The sequence below is a fragment of the Clostridium thermobutyricum genome (assembly GCF_000371465.1).
GTDB lineage: Bacteria > Bacillota > Clostridia > Clostridiales > Clostridiaceae > Clostridium > Clostridium thermobutyricum.
In genome coordinates this window covers 2,293,790-2,310,149 of the sequence record NZ_KB850956.1, presented here as the reverse complement: position 1 = coordinate 2,310,149, position 16,360 = coordinate 2,293,790, and the positions used below count along the sequence as shown (strand labels likewise).

The window sequence follows — 16,360 nt, the reverse complement described above, 5'->3', positions numbered from 1 at the left end:
AAGACTATGAATTATGTAATAGGTGTAGATGGTGGAGGAACTAAAACAGAAGCAGTAGCATATAGCTTAGAAGGACAAGTTTTAGACACAACACTAACAGGATTTGGAAACTTGGTAAATGGTAGAGAAGAGGCATTGAAAAATATTACAGATTCTATAGAGGGAATAGTTAATAAATTAGGTAAAGCAGGTTTAAAAGGTTTATATTTAGGAATTGCAGGTTCTGAAGTAGGAGATCATGCTGAGGCTATAAGAAATGAAATAAAAGAGAAAATAGGTTTTGACTCCCTAGTTATGAATGATGGTGATTTAGCCCTAAAAGCGTTATTAAAAGGTGAAGATGGTATTTTAGTTATTGCGGGTACTGGGTCAATTGCTTTTGGAATTAATGGAGATAAAGAAAAAAGATGTGGAGGATGGGGACATCTTCTAGGAGATGAAGGTAGTGCTTATAAAATATCTATAGAAGCTTTCAAAAAGATGATAAGAGAAGAAGATTTTGGTTTAGAGAGAAGTGAACTTTCTAAAGACATATTAAATAAATTAAACATAAAAGAAGTTTCAAATATAATAGATTTTATTTATTCTTCTACTAAAGACGAAATAGCTCAAATGGCAGGTCTTGTTTCAAAGCATGCTGAAAATGGTGATGAAGAAGTTAAAGCTATATTAGTTAATGAAGGTATAGAAATAGCTAAAGCAGCTGAAAGAGTATTTAAATACTTAGATTTCCAATCATGTAGTATTGGATTAGTTGGTGGAGTTTTAAGAAAATCAAAAATACTTAGAGAAGCCTTTGAAGAATATTTAAATAATAATATAAAAGTAAATTCATTTGTTGATGAAGAAGTTTCAGCTGCAAAGGGAGCTTACTATATTTATAAAAAAAATAATAACTAAAAGTTTTGTTTTTAAGAATGGAGGATATGTATAAATGAAAAGATTAGGAATTTCAATATATCCAAATCACTGTGATATGGATAAAATAGTAGAATATATTGATTTAGCAGCTAAATACGGATTCAGCAGAATATTTACTTGCCTTTTATCAGCTGAAGGAAAGTCAGTTGACAAAATAGTAAAAGAATTTAAAGTAATGTTAGATGCAGCTAATAAACATGGAATGGAAGTTATAGCTGATTTAGATCCCACTGTATTTAATGGACTTGGGGCATCAATAACAGATCTTAAAATGTTTAAAGATATGGGATTAAGCGGAATCAGACTTGATATGGGATTTGCAGGAAATGAAGAAGCAATAATGACTTTCAATAAATATGGTTTAAAAATTGAGTTAAATGTAAGTAATGGAACAAAATATATTGATAATGTAATGTCATATCATCCAAATACAGAAAATCTTTATGGATGTCATAATTTCTATCCACATGTTTATACAGGACTTGGATATGATCATTTTATAAAATGTAGCAAACAATTTAAGGATTATGGAATAAAAGTAGCAGCATTTGTTAATTCACCAACTGCTGAAAATGGACCATGGCCTGTATCAGAAGGTTTATGTACTTTAGAAGAACATAGAAATTTACCTATAGATGTACAAGCTAAACATTTATTTGCAACTGGATTAGTTGATGATGTAATAATAGCAAATTGTTTTGCTAGTGAAGAAGAATTAAAAGCATTAAGTGAAGTTAATAGAGAAATGTTAGAACTTACAGTTGAGTTAGTAGATAATCTTCCAGAAATTCAAAAGAAAATAATTTTAGAGGAATTCCACTTTAATAGAGGAGATTGTTCAGATTATGTTATAAGATCAACTCAATCAAGAGTTAAATATAAGGGAGAAAGTTTCCCACCAGCATATACTCCAGATATGGAAAAAGGTGATGTAATGATTGAATCAGATCTTTATACTAGATATGCAGGTGAATTACAACTTGCAAGAAAAGAAATGAAAAATAGTGGTAAAACAAATGTTGTTGCAAGAGTAGTTGAAGAAGAAAAATTTTTAATAGACTTAATAGAACCATGGGGAAAATTTGGATTTAAATTAAAAAAATAGCCCATATTTAAAAGGCTATGGGCTTTAGACCATAGTCTTTTACTGTATAAATTTAATCAATAAGTTAACAGGAAAGAAGGTAAAGCTTATGAAAAAAGGGATAAAAATTGTTACTATTGGTGGAGGCTCAAGCTATACACCAGAATTAGTAGAGGGATTTATAAAAAGATATAATGAGCTTCCAGTAAGAGAACTTTGGTTAGTTGATATTGAAGATGGAAAAGAAAAACTTGAGATAGTTGGAAACTTAGCAAAAAGAATGGTTAAAAAAGCTGGAATTCCAATGGAAGTTCATTTAACTTTAGACAGAAGAGAAGCTTTAAAAGATGCTGATTTTGTAACTACACAAATTAGAGTTGGGCTTTTAGATGCAAGAATTAAAGATGAAAGAATTCCATTAAGTCATGGGGTTATAGGTCAAGAAACAAATGGTGCTGGAGGAATGTTTAAAGCATTTAGAACTATACCAGTTATATTAGATATTGATAAAGATATGGCTGAATTATGTCCAAATGCTTGGTTAATAAACTTCTCTAATCCAGCGGGAATGGTTACGGAAGCTTTACTTAAATATGGAATAAATAAAAAAGTTATAGGGCTTTGCAATGTTCCAATTGGTATGGAAAAAGCAGCTGCTAATATGTTAGGAGTTGATCATAGTAGAATAAGACTAGATTTCTTTGGTTTAAATCACATGGTATTTGGTAAAGAAATTTATCTAGATGGTAACAATGTAACTGATACAGTTATGGAAGCTATGGCTGATGGTAAACTAGGTTCAATAGTTAAAAATATAAAAGACTTTGAATGGGATAGAGATTTTATAAAAGCATTAGGAATGATGCCATGTCCATATCACAGATATTATTTCCAAACTTCAGAAATGTTAGAAGATGAATTAAAAGAATTCTCAAAAGGTGAAACAAGAGCTGAAGTAGTTAAGAGACTTGAAAAAGATTTATTTGAATTATACAAAGATGAAAGCTTAGATGTAAAACCACCACAATTAGAAAAAAGAGGTGGAGCTTATTATTCAGATGCTGCTTGTAGATTAATTTATTCAATTTATAATGATAAAGGTGATATTCAACCAGTTGATGTTAGAAATAATGGAGCTATTACAGGAATTGATAATGATTCAGCAGTAGAGATTTCATGTATTATAACTAAAGATGGACCTAAACCAATAGCAATGGGTAAAATTCCAGCTTCAGTTAACGGATTAATACAAATAATAAAATCTTTTGAAACACTTGTTGTTGAAGCAGCAGTAGAAGGAGATTATCATAAAGCTTTAATGGCTTTAGCACTTAATCCATTAATTCCATCAGAAAAAATGGCGAAAACTCTTTTAGATGAGTTATTAGAAGCTCACAAAGATTATTTACCACAATTTAAAGATCATTTTGAATAATGAATATTTTTATTAAGAGTTATCTATTTTAATAGATAACTCTTTTTTTATAAAAATTGTAGAATATATTAATATTAAAAATATGATATAATGGTAAATGTTAAATTAAAAAACAGGAGGAATAAATGGGGAATTTATTAAGAGGGGATAAAAAATTTTATAAGAAAGTATTTATTATAGCTCTACCTATAGTAATACAAAACTTTATAACATCTTCTTTAAATATTGTAGACACAATAATGATAGGAAGTTTAGGTGAAAAAGAAATAGCAGCTGTTGGTATTGGAAATCAATACTTTTTTTTAATGAACATAGTTATGATGGGACTCTTTAGTGGAATAGGAATTTTTATTTCACAATATTTTGGAAAAAATGATAAAGAGAGTATTAGAAAATTAGTTGGAATGGGCTTATTTGCAAGTTTTATAGTAGGTGGATTATTTACTGTTTTTGCACTTGCAATTCCAAATGGAATAATAGGTTTATTTAATACTGATTCAAATGTTATAGCTATAGGAGTAGAATATTTATCAACAGTTTGTCTAAGCTATATTTTTACTGCAATAAGCTTTAATTTTGGAATAGCATCAAGATGTGTAGAAAAAACAACTGTACCTATGATTGCTAGTGCAATAGCTTTATGTATAAACACTGTTCTTAATTATAGTCTTATTTTTGGAAAATTTGGTTTTTCAGCAATGGGAGTAAGGGGTGCAGCTATAGCAACTCTTATTGCAAGAATAATTGAATGTATAATAATAATTGCATATTTATATTACACAAAAAATATAATTGCAGGTAGTTTTAAAGAGTTTAAGAGCTTTGAGTTTAGCTTTGTTAAAAAAGTTTGGATTACGGTAATGCCAGTTCTTTTAAATGAGGCATGTTGGGGATTTGGATCAATAATGTACAATATTATATATGGAAGAATAGGAACAAGTGCAATAGCAGCAGTTCAAATAGCAACAACTGTTACTAACTTATTTTTAGTAGTTATTTTTGGTATAGCTAGTGCATCATTAGTTATAGTTGGAAAAGAAGTAGGAAAAAATAAAGTAGAAAAAGCTATTGAATATGGTAAGAATTCTTTAAATCTAGGTTGTATAATAGGTATATTATTATCTATTCTTATAATTTTACTAGCTGGAAAAATAGTTGATATATATAATATATCAAATGAGGTAAAAGAATGGACTAAAGCAATCCTTTATGTAACCTCTATAGTTATGGTTGTAAGAGTTTATAACATTATAGCTATTGTAGGTGTTTTAAGAGGTGGAGGAGATGCAAAGGTATCATTTTATATAGAAGCATCTACAATGTGGTTTATTGGAGTTCCAGCAGCTTTAATTGGCGCATTTTTATTAGGACTTCCAGTATATATGGTTTATGCTTTATGTGGCTTAGAAGAGATAGTTAAAATGATATTATGTGTAAAGAGAATAAGAGGCCGAAAATGGATTAATAGCTTAGTAGAAGAAAAAATGGTAGAAGTAATTCAATCTTAATCTTTAGTGAAGGAATGATTAAATTGAGAGAAAAAATAAAAATACTAATAGCAGTTGTAATTATAGCTTTAATTTCTTTAGGAATAATAAGTTTTGTAGAAAAATCGCAGAAACCAGATCTTTCAGGGAAGCTTACTATATGGACTACAAATAGTAATTATAAATATATGGAGACAGTTGCAGAGAATTTTGAGGCCCAAAATAAACATGTAGTTATAGATATTAAAAATTTAGATAGTAAAAGTTATTTTAATGAAGTAGTTAAAAGCTATAAAGAGGGTAAAGAACCAGATATAGCATTATTAAATGGAGAACAATTAAATAGTTTAATTCTAAAAGAAAATATTATACCTATTAGTATTGGAAATGTTATAAGCACTTATAATATGAATTTTAGTAATTCAAGAGTGCAATCAGTATATATAAATGGAAACTATTATGGAGTTCCATTTACAAGCACACCATTAGTTTTATATGTAAGAAATGATTTGCTTAATAAATATGGTTATAATAATACAGATATAAATACTTGGAATGATGCAATCAGAATTGGAAAAGATATTTATAAGAAGAGTAATGGAAAAGTTAGACTTATAAATGCAGTTGGCGAAGATTATGTTGATTTAGTGGATTTAATTTTAATGGAAAATATGGGCTCAGGAAATGATGAGCAAGATATATTAAAAAATACAGAAGATATGTTAAATACTTTAAAGAAAGAAAATATAATAGCAACTGAACCAAATTCAGAATATGCAGCTAAGATTGGTTCTATAGTTCAAATGAAGGCTATAGCTGAAACTAAAGAGAAATGTACTTGGACTGCTAATAATCCTCCAGCATTAGTTGTAGGGGGAAATAAATTTTATGAAGCTGGGGGAGAAAACTTAGTTTCATTAAATAAAGAAAAAGAAAATTTAAGTGAAGCTTTTATATCTTTTGTGACTAATGATACTAAAACTTCACTAGAATATACTTTATCAGGTGATGTGTTTTCAAGCTATTTATACACTTATAAAAATGTAAAAGTAGAAAATCAAATAAATAACTTCAGTGGAAAAAGCCCACTCATAGTTATGAGTAACATAACTGAGAAGGCTTTTGAAATACAAAACTATAATGAATATTTAAAATTAAGAAACTATATTATAGATGGTCATAAATAGATTTATAAGCTTTTAAAGTTAATTTTGCAGTTTGCCTCCATGAGAATTGGAGGCTTTTCTCATATCCTTTTTTTATAAGAGAATTCTTTAAATTCTCATCTTCTAATACTTTGAATATAGCATTACTAAGTTCATCTTTGCTATTTGGATTAATTAGCAATGCTGAATCACCTGTAACTTCTGGGATTGAAGTTACATTTGAAGTTATTACTGGTGTCATACAGCTCATTGCCTCTAATGGAGGAAGACCAAATCCTTCATAAAATGATGGATATACAAAAAGATCTGCTCCATTATATAAAATAGGTAATAAATCATTATCTACAAATCCACTAAAAATTATAGATGATAATTTATCTTTATTTTTTACATAATTAAATAATTCTTCACCTTCATCTTTTAAAGGACCAACAATAAGAAGTTTATATTCTTTTGAAAGATTATTTTCTATTTCTATAAAAGAGTCTATTAAAGCTCTAACATTTTTTCTGCTGCTAAAACCTCCAATATAAAGAATGTATGGAGTGTTAAAATTATATTTATCACAAATTTTTTTTCTACATAATTTTTTATCTAAAGGTTTATAAACTGAACTAGTTGCAAGCGGAGTTACAAATATTTTATCTTCAGGATATCCTTTAAAAAATCTTAAAATATCTCTTTTAGAAAATTCAGATACAGTTAATATTCCTTTAGATTGTTCAATTATTCTTGGCATATCTTTTAAAAATCTATTTAAATATCCTGTTCCAACAGTTTCAGGCATGGTGTAAGGAATTAAATCATGAATAGTTACAATTGTATCTATATTTTGTTCGAAAGGAAAACCAATGCCATTTTGAGGAATATGATATAAATCAATAGACTTGTTATTTAATTTGTTAGGAATGTAAATATTTTCAAAAAATCTACCATGTCTTCCTGAAGAGTATAAAAAATCAACATTATCATTTTTAAATTTTTCAGCGATTTCACCAGTCCAAATTAAGGTGAAATTATCATCTTTATTTATATTAATCATTTCTGAAATAACATTTTCCGTATATGTTCCAATACCTGTTCCGCTATGAAGATTAACACTTCTTGAATCAATAGCAATTTTCATTTTAACACCTCTTTCTATTCTTATAATATAAAGTATTAAAAATATATAAAAAGGTGAATAAAAAATCACCAAAGGTTAGTAAAAACATATAATGAAAAATAGAGAAAGGTTTTAGGGAGAGAAGTATGGAAAATAAATTAATAAAAAAAAGTATAGAAAGTGAATATAACATAGAAGTTAAATCAATTGAAAAATTTAAGAGTACTTATAGGATAAATGGAAATGAGGGATATTGTTTAAAAATTATAAAATATGACTACCCTCATTTTTTATTTATTATAGAGGCAATGAATCATCTTGTTGAGAATGGATTAAGAAGTGTTCTTCCACTTTTAAAAACTAAAAGTGATAAGAAGTATATAAGACTTGGAAATAAAAATGCATATTTAACAAAGTGGATTAATGGAGAAGAAAGTAATTTTGATGTATTAAATCAATTAGATAGAATTGGGGAAGCCGTTGGAGAACTTCATGTTAAAAGTAGAAATTTTAGTATACCTCAATTTAGTAAGCCAAGGATAGGATGGATGTCTTGGATAAAAGTTTTTGAAACAAGAAAAAATGAAATATATGATTTTAAAAATAGAATATATCAAAAAGCTTATAAAAATGATTTTGATAAGTTGTATTTAGAAAATTTTGATTCTGAAATAAAAAGATGTGATAGAGCGATAGAGGCACTAAAGAAAAGTAATTATTTAAATGTGATGGAAAAGCAAGTTATGAAGATGGGATTTTGTCATCATGATTTAGCTAATCATAATATTATTTTAGATAAAGAAAATAATATTAATTTCATAGATTTTGATTATTGTATTTTAGATAGTAATTTACATGATTTAGCTTCACTTCTTTGGAGAGTAAATAAATTTTCTACTCCATCAATAGAAAAGACAAATAAAATTTTAAAGGGATATACAAAGAATGTTTCTGTAGATAAAGATGAAGTTGAAATAATGAAATCATTTTTAAGCTTTCCACAAGAGTTTTGGCAAATTGGACTTCAAGTTTATTGGGAACAGCAACCTTGGGGAGAAGAGTTTATGATAAATAAATTAGAAAATTATTTAAAAATTATAGAAGGAAAAGTAAATATGATTGAATCAATTAAGATTTAAGGGGGAGAATATGAATGTAAATAAGGCATTAGAAGACTATCTTTTTTATAAAAATATTTATATAAGAAATGAGTATTTTAATTCTAATGAATTAAAAAGTGAAGATGAAATTTTAGCTCATGTAAGATTAATTGTGGAGTTTCAAAAAATTCTTTATAGCTTTAATTCAAGCAAGGTTGGCGGAATTAATAGTTCAATAGGGAGAGATTTAGAAAAAATAAAAATTTCTTATATTGTTTTAAAAAATTTAGAAGATGATGAAATTTATAATATTATAAAAAATAGATTAAATAATTTACTAATAGATTTAAAAAAAATAGATATTAAAAGTTTAATAAAACGCAGCTCAATTAGAAAAGAAATCTCTATAGGAAGATTAGATGAGAAAAATATTAGAATATTAGATGAGATAGAAATAGGGAAAATAAAAAAAATAAATTATAACTTAATAGAAGAGGATTTTATTAAATATATTGTTAGGATAAGAAAAAATGATGCTCATTTAAATTTGGAAAAGATAATAGGAGAATATACATTAAAATCTAAGTTAGGAGAGGAAAGTTTTAATTATATAAATGTAATGGCTTTAGCTCCTTGGGAAAGCATAAGATATATAAATAAGTTTAAAAGCGAAATAAATAAAGAAGTTCTCAAGAATTTAATGATAAATGATAAATTAATTTAAAAGGAGAGTTTGATGAGCAGATATTTAGAAAAAGATTTTTTATGTAGTTATGACTTAAGTATTGGTTTTTTCAATAATATAGGAGTAAAGGTTAAAGATGTACAACCATTGAGAAAAGTATTTGTTTTAAAAACAGAAGAGGGAGATAAAATACTTAAAAAGGTTGATTACGACCAAAATAAAATAAATTTTATAGAGAAATCATTAAAATATATAAATAAGACTTATCCAAATACAATGAGATTAAATAAATTTTCTAATGAAGAAAACTATATAAAATGGAAAGGTGAATTTTATATAGTAATGGATAAAATTACAGGAATAGAAGCATCTTGTACAAATCCAATAGATTTAGAAATTTGTGCTAAGTCTATTGCTAAGCTTCATAAAGCCTCTAAAGGACTAAAAAATATCCTAGAAAAAGAAAATAGCATAGTAATAATGGGAGAGGACTTAGCTAAATTATATAGTGAAGCAAGAGAAGATTTATTAGAAATAAAGAGATTTGTTTGCAGTTATAAATATAAAAATGAATTTGATAATTTATTTATTGAAAATGTAGATAGATATGTAAAAGAAATAGAAGAATGTGAAAGATTACTTTCAAAAAGCAATTATAATAATATGAAAAATGATGAAGATATTTTAGCTCTTTGTCATAATGATTTGGCGCATCATAATTTTTTAATAGAAAATGGAGAAGTAAATATTATAGATTTTGATTATTCAAGTATAAATTTAAGGTGTGTAGACTTAAGTGATTTAATATTAAAATGGATAAAAAATAGTGCCTTTGATATAGATAAAGCAAAATTTATAATTGATAGTTATGATGAAGTAAATCCTATAAGAAAAGATGAATTAGAACTTATAAAAATTTTATTAGCTTTCCCAAGAGATATATATTCAATAATAAGAGTTTATTATCATAAAGAAAAGAGTTGGGAATATGAAAGCTATTTAAATAAATTTAAAGTGAAATTAGAAAATGATATATATAGAAAAAGTTTTTTAAAAGAGTATAATGAAAAAATATAAATAAGGAATATTTTTATATTCCTTATTTATATTTTAAAGCGAGATTATATTATAAAACGGCAATTAACTTTAGTTTTATATTGAATTTATAAAAAATCTAAGTTACCATTTCTATATAGATAATATGGAGGTAACTCTAAATATGGAGAAGAAATTAGGTTTACGTGAAAGAAAAAAGATACAAACTCATAACGATATAATAAAAAATGCATGGGAATTATTTAATGAAAAAGGATTTGATAAAGTTAAAGTAGCAGAAATAGCGGATATGGCTAATATATCTGTAAAGACTTTATTTACATATTTTAATTCAAAGGAAGATATCGTTTTTGCAGGAGAAGATGAGCTAATTAATAAAATAATATATTATTTTAAAAATAGAAAAGATAAAGAGAGTTTAATAGAAGTAGAGAAGAAGTTAATATCTAAATTAATTAAAGATGAAGAGGATATAGTTAAATTAGAAGAGAACTCATTAATAAAAATGATTTCTAATACACCAAGTATTAAATCACGTCTTTTGATTATGTGGAAAAATTACGAGGATAAATTAGCTGATGCTTTAAAAAAAGATACAAGGCTTAATTTATCAGATATGAAATCAGAAATAATAGCTATAAATTTAATTGCACCTTTTAGATTATTATTTGATTTAATGATAGAAAAAGAAGAGAAGCTAAATAAAGAAAATATAGAGAATAAATTGAATGATTTATTTTTTATTATAGAAAAAGGAATAAGTGATATAAAATAAAAAGGAATATCTTTTGATATTCCTTTGTTTTATCCTATTGTTTTTTTGTATGCATTTAAAGTTTTTAAAGCAGTTTTTTCAAATGAAAATTTTCTACTAGTTTTTATAGAGTTATTTACCATAGATAATTTTAATAAACTATCATTTAAAACTAAAAAAATTCTTTCAGCTAGTTGATTTATATCTTCAGGATCTATTAAAATAGCAGTATTTTCACATATTTCAGGAATTGAAGTTCTATTTGATGCAATTACAGGAGTACCACAAGCCATAGCTTCTAAAGGTGGTAGACCAAAACCTTCATAAAAAGAGGGATATACTAGCATTTCACAAGCATTATAAAAAATAGGAAGATCTTCTAAAGGAATAAAATCTGTAAATATAACATCATCTGAAATTTTTAAATCTCTAGCTCTTTTAAGATAGGAATCATAGGAAAGCCCTTTTTTTCCTGTTATAACTAATTTAGTTTTTTCTCTTGTTTCCGCAGGTAGTAAAGAATAGGCTTCAATTAAACCTTTTATATTTTTTCTAGGACTAAGCCCTCCAACATATAATATAAAATTTTTATCTATTTTATATTTTTCTTTTATTATTTTTTGACAGCTTGATTTACCAAGTGGTCTATAAATATCTTCAGCTGCTAAGTGAGTTACAAATATCTTATCTTTAGGATAATTAAATTCTTTTGCAATATCTTCTTTTGAAAATTCAGATACAGTGATTATTCCATCACAGCTATCTATAATTTTGGGCATTTCCTCATTAAATATTTTCAGATATCTATCACTTACTGTATCTGGCATTTTAAGAGGAATTATATCATGAAGCGTAATAATTTTTTTACAGTATATATTTTCAGATAATCCAACGCCATTTTGAGGAATATGATATAATTCCATATTTTTATCTGTGAGAATATTTGGAACTCTAACATTTTCCCAAAAATTTTCTGTTGTATTATCATCTACTTTTTTTAAGGTAAAATTATTATTTAGATTTTTTATATCTAAACCTTCAGGAGAAAATAATAAATATTCATTTAAAGTATCTATTTTATTTAAATTTGTTATTAACTGATAAGTATATGTTCCTATTCCAGTGCCTCTGTACCATTTAGCTGCACGTCCATCTATGCCAATTTTCATTTTGTTATCCCTTCCCAAATATTGCTAATATTATTATATTAAGTTATATTAAAAGTGTTAATAAATTTGACATAGTTAACATATAGATATAGAGGGGGTGATTACAATGATGAGAGAGTTTGAAATCGAAAGACAATTTAATATCAAAATTGAGTCAATAAAGGCTAATAAAGGTGTATATTATTTGAATACTAACAAAGGAGAAAGATGTTTAAAAAAGATAAATTACGGACCTCAAAAATTATTGTTTGTATGTGGTGCTAAAGAACACCTAATAAAAAATGGATTTGATAAGGTTGATAGATATTTTTTAAACATAGATGGATATCCTTATGCATTAGTAAATGAAGATTTATATACTTTATCAATGTGGTTAAAAGGAAGAGAGTGTGATTTTCATAAAATTGATGAAGTTAAACTAGCAGCAAACACACTTGCAAAATTGCATATTGCATCTAAAGGATATGATCCACCAGAAAATTCAAAACTTAAAAGCGACTTAGGAAGATGGCCAGGCCTTATGAAAAAAAGACTAAAAGCCTTAGATAAAATGAAGGAAATGGCTAGAAAGAAAAACAATAAAAGTGACTTTGACCTTCTATATATAAAATCAGTTGAATTTTATAAAGAGTTAGCTAAAGAAGCAAGTAAGGTGTTAATGACATCAGATTATGAAAGATTGTGTGAAATTGCAGAAAAGGAAAAGATTTTATGTCATCATGACTTCACATATCATAACATAATTATAGATGATAATGATGAAGTAAATATAATAGATTTTGATTATTGTAAAAGAGAGATAAGAGCTTTTGACATATCTAATTTTATGATTAAAGTACTTAAGCGAGTTGACTGGGATATACAATTTGCAAAAGAAATAATCGATTCATATAATGAAGTTAGTCCATTAGAAGATTCAGAATATAAAGTTCTTTTAGCATATCTTCAATTCCCACAAAGATATTGGAGACTAGCTAATAGATATTATTATAATGAAGTTACTTGGGGAGCTAATACTTTTGCTAAAAAAATTCAAGGTATTATAGATGAGCAAGAAAAATATTTAAATTTCTTAAAAGAATTCAAAAGTTTATACAATTTAGATTAAACATTAAAACCTTAAGTCTAACTTTTAGTTAGACTTAAGGTTTTTTTGTAACTATTTTTTTTCTATCGAATAAATTAATATAAAGCATTTTTTAAGAAGAGGATATTATGCGTATAGGAGATGTTGTTGTTAGAAAATCTTATAATAAAGATGTAACATTTAAAATTGTTGACATAAAAGAAGTAGATGGGAAAAAAGTTTATATATTAAAAGGTATAAATATAAGAATAGTAGCAGATGCTAAAGAGAATGATCTAGAAACTGTTGGAGATAGTTTTAGTGGGGAAAAAGATAAAATTTTAAATAGTAGGGTAAATAAAGCTTTAAAAAATATAATGATATATAGAGATCTTAAAGAGAGAAAAGGGGATAAATCATCTAGTAAAGCAAAAAAAGCTCCTGCTCCTGAGAAAGATGAACTTTTTTTTGGGAGACCAGGAAAAATACTTCACATAGATGGAGATAGTGAATATTTAGATACATGTCTTAAAGTATATAAACAATTATCTTTAGAAGCTGTGGGAGAAGCAGTCCCAGAGAGCAAACAACCTGAAAGAGTAGTTGAATTAGTAAAAAAAAATAATCCTGATATAGTTGTATTAACAGGGCATGATAGTGTTGTGAGAAATACAAATGATTATTTAAATTTAAATAATTATAGAAATACAAAATATTATATAGAATCAGTAAAAGCTCTTAGAGAGTATAATAACAACTATGATGAATTAATTATATTTGCAGGCGCATGTCAAAGTTGTTATGAATGTATTTTAGATGCAGGAGCCAATTTTGCATCTTCTCCAAGTAGAGTATTAATACATTGCTTAGATCCTGTGTTTGTTTGTGAAAAAATAGCTTATTCAAATATAGACGAAGTTATTCCTATAAAGGATATAATTGAAAATACAATAACAGGAAGTAAAGGAATAGGAGGACTTCAAACTAGGGGAAAATATAGAAAAGGATATCCAAAATCACCTTATTTATAAAAAAGATACTTTTTATGTATAAAATTCTAAAAAAATAAGAAAATAATAATATATATTAAACAAATTTATTGACATTATGGTAAGTAAATGATAAAATAAAATATTTTGTTTGACTTATTTTCAAATTACTGGTATAATATAAAATATGAAAGAGGGTGTATATATGAATGGAATCAGAACAATCGCTTCAATTAAAAAAAGTATTGAAGGTCATATTGGTGAGAAAGTTACCCTAAAAGCGAACGGCGGAAGAAAAAAAATTCTAGTAAATGATGGAATTATAGAGAGTGTTTATCCTAGTATATTTGTTGTTAGATTAGAAGATGAAACACAAAGAACTGTAACTTATAGTTATTCAGATGTTTTAACTAGAACAGTTCAATTACACTTTCCAGGATAAAAATAAAACTTCGATTTATTCGAAGTTTTATTTTTTTTATAATTAATTATAAAAAAAAGAAAGATGGTGGGTTTCCATCTTTCAACTATGGTATAAAAGGGTATTGAGAATTTATGAGAGGTTATATGGTCAATAACCAATTACTATGTTACGACAAAAAATAAATCTTGTCAACATATTTAGAGAAAAAAATTTAAAATAAATAAAAAAAAAATAAAAGAAAAGTTTTTGTGTCGAAATTTGTATTACTAATATAGTAATTTTATTAGTAATATTCGTATATATATGTTAGTAGATACTTATGTAGGAGGGGTAAAATGTCAAGAATAGATGTTATAAAAGAAAATATTCAATTTGAACAGTTATTAAATGAGAGCAATACTACAGCAATGCTAAATGAAGAATACTTAATACCTGATACTCACCCAGATGTAGAAGAGATATTAATGGTAGATGCTAAACCTATAATTACTTCAAAAGATACTGCAGGAGATAAAGTAAACATAGAAGGAAAAGTAGATTATAATGTACTTTACCTTGCTAGAGAAGATGGACTTATAGTATGCTCAGTAAATTATTCACAAAAATTTTCTAATACATTAGATTTAGAAGATGGAGAACATAAAGTAATTTGTGAAATAGATTGCAAAATGGAACATATTGAAGCAAAAATTATAAATGAAAGAAAAGTAGCTATAAACGGAGTATTAAATATTAACTGGGAAAAATATAAAGAAAAAGAAATAGAACTTATAAAAGATGTAGAATCAGAAGATGAAGTAGAAATGCTTAAGAAAACTGAAACTGTAAATAAAACTAAGCTTGATGACTTAGAAGAAATAGTTGGTAAATCTGTAATAAGAGTAAGCATGGATAAGCCTCAAATAGCAAAAATATTAAAATCAGATATATCTCTTCAAAAGAAAGAAATAAAAATTGGAGATGAAAAAGTATATTGTGGATGTTACTGTAAAATAAACATACTTTACTTAGGAAATGAAAGTAAAGAAATATATCGCTTAACTGATAATGTATATATTTCAAAAGAGATTGCTGCACCAGATGTAAATCCTGATATGAATATAAGCTCAAAAATGGAGTTAATGAATAAGGATGTAAATGTAGAAGAAGATGATTTAGGCGAAGTAAGAATATTAAATGTTGAATTTAAGGTTGCTTGTGCAATAAAAGTTTTATCAAGAGAAAGTTTAGAAGTTATAACAGATGCTTATTCACCTAAATTCCCAGTTGAAATCCAAAAAGAAAATTGTGAAATGGGAATGATTCATGGTATATATAACAATGATATTCTTGTAAAAGATAATATTTATATAAAAGAAGAGGATGCTAGACCAGAGAGTATCATAGCATGGTCAGGAAATATTATAATTACAGATAAAGCAGTTGAAGATGATAGATTAACTGTTGAAGGATATATAAAATTAAGTGTTGTTTATAAAACAGGAGATGCAGAAAAATATTTAGCTAGAGTTGATGGAGATATTCCATTTACTGCAGCTATAGAAACATTAGGTTCAAAGCAAAATATGCAAGGTATTATAAATGCAAGTATAGAAGATTTAGATTTAAGTATAGAAGCTAATACTATAGCAGTTAAAGCAAATATTCAAATTAATGCAAAAGTTTTATTTGCTGTTAATAAAGAAATTGTAAGTGATATAAAAGAATCAGAAGAAGAGGAACAACAACCTAAAAAAGCTAGTATAACTATTTATGTTATAGGAAAAGGAGATACTCTTTGGAATTTAGCTAAAAAATATAAAACAACAATTGAAAAAATAAAAGAAATGAATGAATTAGAAGATGAAAATTTATTAATTCCAGGTGAAAAACTTCTAATTCCAGGTAGAATAAGTTAATAAATTTTGGTTTTAAGTCTC

At 26.2% G+C, this 16,360-nt stretch carries 15 protein-coding genes; 13 read left to right on the top strand and 2 right to left on the bottom strand.

What is annotated here, in order from left to right; all coding sequences use genetic code 11:
• Positions 1-6: 6 nt before the first annotated feature.
• The 5 genes from HMPREF1092_RS10770 to HMPREF1092_RS10750 all read left to right on the top strand — a co-directional run bounded on the left by HMPREF1092_RS10770 (position 7) and on the right by HMPREF1092_RS10750 (position 6,114).
• Positions 7-900: an N-acetylglucosamine kinase gene (locus tag HMPREF1092_RS10770; RefSeq protein WP_002598707.1), complete on the top strand. Its 894-nt coding sequence runs from the start codon at positions 7-9 to the stop codon at positions 898-900.
• A 34-nt stretch (positions 901-934) separates the two neighbouring features.
• Positions 935-2,026: a DUF871 domain-containing protein gene (locus tag HMPREF1092_RS10765; RefSeq protein WP_002598706.1), complete on the top strand. Its 1,092-nt coding sequence runs from the start codon at positions 935-937 to the stop codon at positions 2,024-2,026.
• 88 nt (positions 2,027-2,114) lie between these two features.
• Positions 2,115-3,440, top strand: a complete 1,326-nt coding sequence (locus tag HMPREF1092_RS10760; RefSeq protein WP_002598705.1) for a 6-phospho-beta-glucosidase — start codon at positions 2,115-2,117, stop codon at positions 3,438-3,440.
• Between the two features lie 125 nt (positions 3,441-3,565).
• Positions 3,566-4,948, top strand: coding sequence for an MATE family efflux transporter (locus HMPREF1092_RS10755; RefSeq protein ID WP_002598704.1), 1,383 nt, complete (start codon positions 3,566-3,568; stop codon positions 4,946-4,948).
• A gap of 14 nt (positions 4,949-4,962) precedes the next feature.
• Positions 4,963-6,114 (top strand): ABC transporter substrate-binding protein, encoded by a 1,152-nt coding sequence (locus HMPREF1092_RS10750; protein ID WP_081606317.1) that lies wholly within the window; start codon positions 4,963-4,965, stop codon positions 6,112-6,114.
• On the opposite strand, the gene HMPREF1092_RS10745 is transcribed toward HMPREF1092_RS10750, so the two are convergent.
• Complete coding sequence (locus tag HMPREF1092_RS10745; RefSeq protein ID WP_002598702.1) at positions 6,095-7,219, bottom strand: glycosyltransferase family 4 protein; 1,125 nt, start codon at positions 7,217-7,219, stop codon at positions 6,095-6,097. The two genes, HMPREF1092_RS10750 and HMPREF1092_RS10745, sit on opposite strands and share 20 nt — an antisense overlap.
• Before the next feature lie 125 nt (positions 7,220-7,344).
• On the opposite strand from HMPREF1092_RS10745, the gene HMPREF1092_RS10740 reads away from it, so the two are divergent.
• The 4 genes from HMPREF1092_RS10740 to HMPREF1092_RS10725 all read left to right on the top strand — a co-directional run bounded on the left by HMPREF1092_RS10740 (position 7,345) and on the right by HMPREF1092_RS10725 (position 10,814).
• Complete coding sequence (locus tag HMPREF1092_RS10740; RefSeq protein ID WP_002598701.1) at positions 7,345-8,337, top strand: CotS family spore coat protein; 993 nt, start codon at positions 7,345-7,347, stop codon at positions 8,335-8,337.
• Positions 8,338-8,347: 10 nt separating this feature from the next.
• Positions 8,348-9,022: a hypothetical protein gene (locus HMPREF1092_RS10735; protein ID WP_002598700.1), complete on the top strand. Its 675-nt coding sequence runs from the start codon at positions 8,348-8,350 to the stop codon at positions 9,020-9,022.
• Between the two features lie 12 nt (positions 9,023-9,034).
• Positions 9,035-10,060, top strand: a complete 1,026-nt coding sequence (locus HMPREF1092_RS10730; protein ID WP_002598699.1) for a CotS family spore coat protein — start codon at positions 9,035-9,037, stop codon at positions 10,058-10,060.
• Between the two features lie 142 nt (positions 10,061-10,202).
• Positions 10,203-10,814: a TetR/AcrR family transcriptional regulator gene (locus tag HMPREF1092_RS10725; protein ID WP_002598698.1), complete on the top strand. Its 612-nt coding sequence runs from the start codon at positions 10,203-10,205 to the stop codon at positions 10,812-10,814.
• A gap of 29 nt (positions 10,815-10,843) precedes the next feature.
• Here HMPREF1092_RS10725 and HMPREF1092_RS10720 read toward each other — a convergent pair whose 3' ends face one another.
• Positions 10,844-11,962, bottom strand: a complete 1,119-nt coding sequence (locus HMPREF1092_RS10720; protein WP_002598697.1) for a glycosyltransferase family 4 protein — start codon at positions 11,960-11,962, stop codon at positions 10,844-10,846.
• Between the two features lie 106 nt (positions 11,963-12,068).
• Between HMPREF1092_RS10720 and HMPREF1092_RS10715 the strand changes: the two genes are divergently transcribed.
• The 4 genes from HMPREF1092_RS10715 (at position 12,069) to HMPREF1092_RS10700 (ending at position 16,339) form a co-directional block, all read left to right on the top strand.
• The gene (locus HMPREF1092_RS10715) at positions 12,069-13,070 is read left to right on the top strand and encodes a CotS family spore coat protein (protein WP_002598696.1); all 1,002 of its coding nucleotides are present in this window, start codon (positions 12,069-12,071) and stop codon (positions 13,068-13,070) included.
• Between the two features lie 107 nt (positions 13,071-13,177).
• On the top strand, positions 13,178-14,059 hold the full coding sequence (yabG, locus tag HMPREF1092_RS10710; protein WP_002598695.1) for a sporulation peptidase YabG: 882 nt from the start codon (positions 13,178-13,180) through the stop codon (positions 14,057-14,059).
• A 163-nt stretch (positions 14,060-14,222) separates the two neighbouring features.
• The gene (locus tag HMPREF1092_RS10705) at positions 14,223-14,459 is read left to right on the top strand and encodes a Veg family protein (RefSeq protein WP_002598694.1); all 237 of its coding nucleotides are present in this window, start codon (positions 14,223-14,225) and stop codon (positions 14,457-14,459) included.
• A gap of 317 nt (positions 14,460-14,776) precedes the next feature.
• Positions 14,777-16,339 carry a DUF3794 and LysM peptidoglycan-binding domain-containing protein gene (locus HMPREF1092_RS10700; protein ID WP_002598693.1) on the top strand — a complete coding sequence of 521 codons (1,563 nt, stop codon included), beginning with the start codon at positions 14,777-14,779 and terminating at the stop codon, positions 16,337-16,339.
• The last annotated feature ends 21 nt before the right edge of the window (positions 16,340-16,360 follow it).

Excerpts from the sequence above, each read along its gene's own strand:
- HMPREF1092_RS10770 (WP_002598707.1), top strand. The coding sequence starts at position 7 with ATGAATTATGTAATAGGTGTAGATGGTGGAGGAACTAAAACAGAAGCA.
- HMPREF1092_RS10765 (WP_002598706.1), top strand. The coding sequence starts at position 935 with ATGAAAAGATTAGGAATTTCAATATATCCAAATCACTGTGATATGGAT.
- HMPREF1092_RS10760 (WP_002598705.1), top strand. The coding sequence starts at position 2,115 with ATGAAAAAAGGGATAAAAATTGTTACTATTGGTGGAGGCTCAAGCTAT.
- HMPREF1092_RS10755 (WP_002598704.1), top strand. The coding sequence starts at position 3,566 with ATGGGGAATTTATTAAGAGGGGATAAAAAATTTTATAAGAAAGTATTT.
- HMPREF1092_RS10750 (WP_081606317.1), top strand. The coding sequence starts at position 4,963 with ATGATTAAATTGAGAGAAAAAATAAAAATACTAATAGCAGTTGTAATT.
- HMPREF1092_RS10745 (WP_002598702.1), bottom strand. The coding sequence starts at position 7,219 with ATGAAAATTGCTATTGATTCAAGAAGTGTTAATCTTCATAGCGGAACA.
- HMPREF1092_RS10740 (WP_002598701.1), top strand. The coding sequence starts at position 7,345 with ATGGAAAATAAATTAATAAAAAAAAGTATAGAAAGTGAATATAACATA.
- HMPREF1092_RS10735 (WP_002598700.1), top strand. The coding sequence starts at position 8,348 with ATGAATGTAAATAAGGCATTAGAAGACTATCTTTTTTATAAAAATATT.
- HMPREF1092_RS10730 (WP_002598699.1), top strand. The coding sequence starts at position 9,035 with ATGAGCAGATATTTAGAAAAAGATTTTTTATGTAGTTATGACTTAAGT.
- HMPREF1092_RS10725 (WP_002598698.1), top strand. The coding sequence starts at position 10,203 with ATGGAGAAGAAATTAGGTTTACGTGAAAGAAAAAAGATACAAACTCAT.
- HMPREF1092_RS10720 (WP_002598697.1), bottom strand. The coding sequence starts at position 11,962 with ATGAAAATTGGCATAGATGGACGTGCAGCTAAATGGTACAGAGGCACT.
- HMPREF1092_RS10715 (WP_002598696.1), top strand. The coding sequence starts at position 12,069 with ATGATGAGAGAGTTTGAAATCGAAAGACAATTTAATATCAAAATTGAG.
- yabG (WP_002598695.1), top strand. The coding sequence starts at position 13,178 with ATGCGTATAGGAGATGTTGTTGTTAGAAAATCTTATAATAAAGATGTA.
- HMPREF1092_RS10705 (WP_002598694.1), top strand. The coding sequence starts at position 14,223 with ATGAATGGAATCAGAACAATCGCTTCAATTAAAAAAAGTATTGAAGGT.
- HMPREF1092_RS10700 (WP_002598693.1), top strand. The coding sequence starts at position 14,777 with ATGTCAAGAATAGATGTTATAAAAGAAAATATTCAATTTGAACAGTTA.